This window comes from Streptomyces sp. NPDC021225, from assembly GCF_044332865.1.
Classification (GTDB): domain Bacteria; phylum Actinomycetota; class Actinomycetes; order Streptomycetales; family Streptomycetaceae; genus Streptomyces.
Map to the genome: position 1 here is coordinate 1 of NZ_JBIRPV010000034.1, position 2,003 is coordinate 2,003.

The 2,003-nt window shown below is 58.8% G+C and carries 2 rRNA genes (1 of these 2 running past the window's edge); both read left to right on the forward strand.

Annotated features, from left to right (window positions below):
* Positions 1-1,077: ribosomal RNA gene (locus ACH4S9_RS47050) — 16S ribosomal RNA — on the forward strand; the annotation flags it as partial.
* Positions 1,078-1,371: 294 nt separating this feature from the next.
* Positions 1,372-2,003 (forward strand): 23S ribosomal RNA (locus ACH4S9_RS47055); it runs 2,570 nt beyond the window's last position.

Sequence of the window (2,003 nt, forward strand, 5' to 3'; positions counted from 1 at the left end):
AGTGACGGTACCTGCAGAAGAAGCGCCGGCTAACTACGTGCCAGCAGCCGCGGTAATACGTAGGGCGCGAGCGTTGTCCGGAATTATTGGGCGTAAAGAGCTCGTAGGCGGCTTGTCACGTCGGATGTGAAAGCCCGGGGCTTAACCCCGGGTCTGCATTCGATACGGGCAGGCTAGAGTTCGGTAGGGGAGATCGGAATTCCTGGTGTAGCGGTGAAATGCGCAGATATCAGGAGGAACACCGGTGGCGAAGGCGGATCTCTGGGCCGATACTGACGCTGAGGAGCGAAAGCGTGGGGAGCGAACAGGATTAGATACCCTGGTAGTCCACGCCGTAAACGTTGGGAACTAGGTGTGGGCGACATTCCACGTTGTCCGTGCCGCAGCTAACGCATTAAGTTCCCCGCCTGGGGAGTACGGCCGCAAGGCTAAAACTCAAAGGAATTGACGGGGGCCCGCACAAGCGGCGGAGCATGTGGCTTAATTCGACGCAACGCGAAGAACCTTACCAAGGCTTGACATACACCGGAAACATCCAGAGATGGGTGCCCCCTTGTGGTCGGTGTACAGGTGGTGCATGGCTGTCGTCAGCTCGTGTCGTGAGATGTTGGGTTAAGTCCCGCAACGAGCGCAACCCTTGTTCTGTGTTGCCAGCATGCCCTTCGGGGTGATGGGGACTCACAGGAGACTGCCGGGGTCAACTCGGAGGAAGGTGGGGACGACGTCAAGTCATCATGCCCCTTATGTCTTGGGCTGCACACGTGCTACAATGGCCGGTACAATGAGCTGCGATACCGCGAGGTGGAGCGAATCTCAAAAAGCCGGTCTCAGTTCGGATTGGGGTCTGCAACTCGACCCCATGAAGTCGGAGTCGCTAGTAATCGCAGATCAGCATTGCTGCGGTGAATACGTTCCCGGGCCTTGTACACACCGCCCGTCACGTCACGAAAGTCGGTAACACCCGAAGCCGGTGGCCCAACCCCTTGTGGGAGGGAGTCGTCGAAGGTGGGACTGGCGATTGGGACGAAGTCGTAACAAGGTAGCCGTACCGGAAGGTGCGGCTGGATCACCTCCTTTCTAAGGAGCACATAGCCGACTGCGAGCGAATGACTCGCACGGTTGCTCATGGGTGGAACGTTGACTATTCGGCACGGTCTGATTGTGAGGACTGCTAGTACTGCTCTTCGGGGCGTGGAACGCGGATCTGAGCATGGGACTGTGCCGGGCGCGCTGTTGGGTGTCTGAGGGCACGGGCGGAAGCCCGCTTTCCCCTCTTTGACGCCGGTCCCGGTGAACCACTGGTCCTTTGGATGGTGGGTGACGGGTGGCTGGTCGTTGCTTGAGAACTGCACAGTGGACGCGAGCATCTGTGGCCAAGTTTTTAAGGGCGCACGGTGGATGCCTTGGCACCAGGAACCGATGAAGGACGTGGGAGGCCGCGATAGGCCCCGGGGAGCTGTCAACCGAGCTTTGATCCGGGGGTGTCCGAATGGGGAAACCCGGCAGTCGTCATGGGCTGTCACCCACTGCTGAACACATAGGCAGTGTGGAGGGAACGCGGGGAAGTGAAACATCTCAGTACCCGCAGGAAGAGAAAACAACCGTGATTCCGGGAGTAGTGGCGAGCGAAACCGGATGAGGCTAAACCGTATGTGTGTGATACCCGGCAGGGGTTGCGCATGCGGGGTTGTGGGAGTGTGCTTGATCAGTCTGCCGGCTGGTCGGAGAGTCAGAAACCGTTGTGGTAGGCGAAGGGCATGCGAAAGGCCCGGCGTAGAGGGTAAGACCCCCGTAGCTGAAATCATGACGGCTCTCTTGCGTATTTCCCAAGTAGCACGGGGCCCGAGAAATCCCGTGTGAATCTGGCGGGACCACCCGCTAAGCCTAAATATTCCCTGGTGACCGATAGCGGATAGTACCGTGAGGGAATGGTGAAAAGTACCGCGGGAGCGGAGTGAAATAGTACCTGAAACCGTGTGCCTACAAGCCGTGGGAGCGTCGCA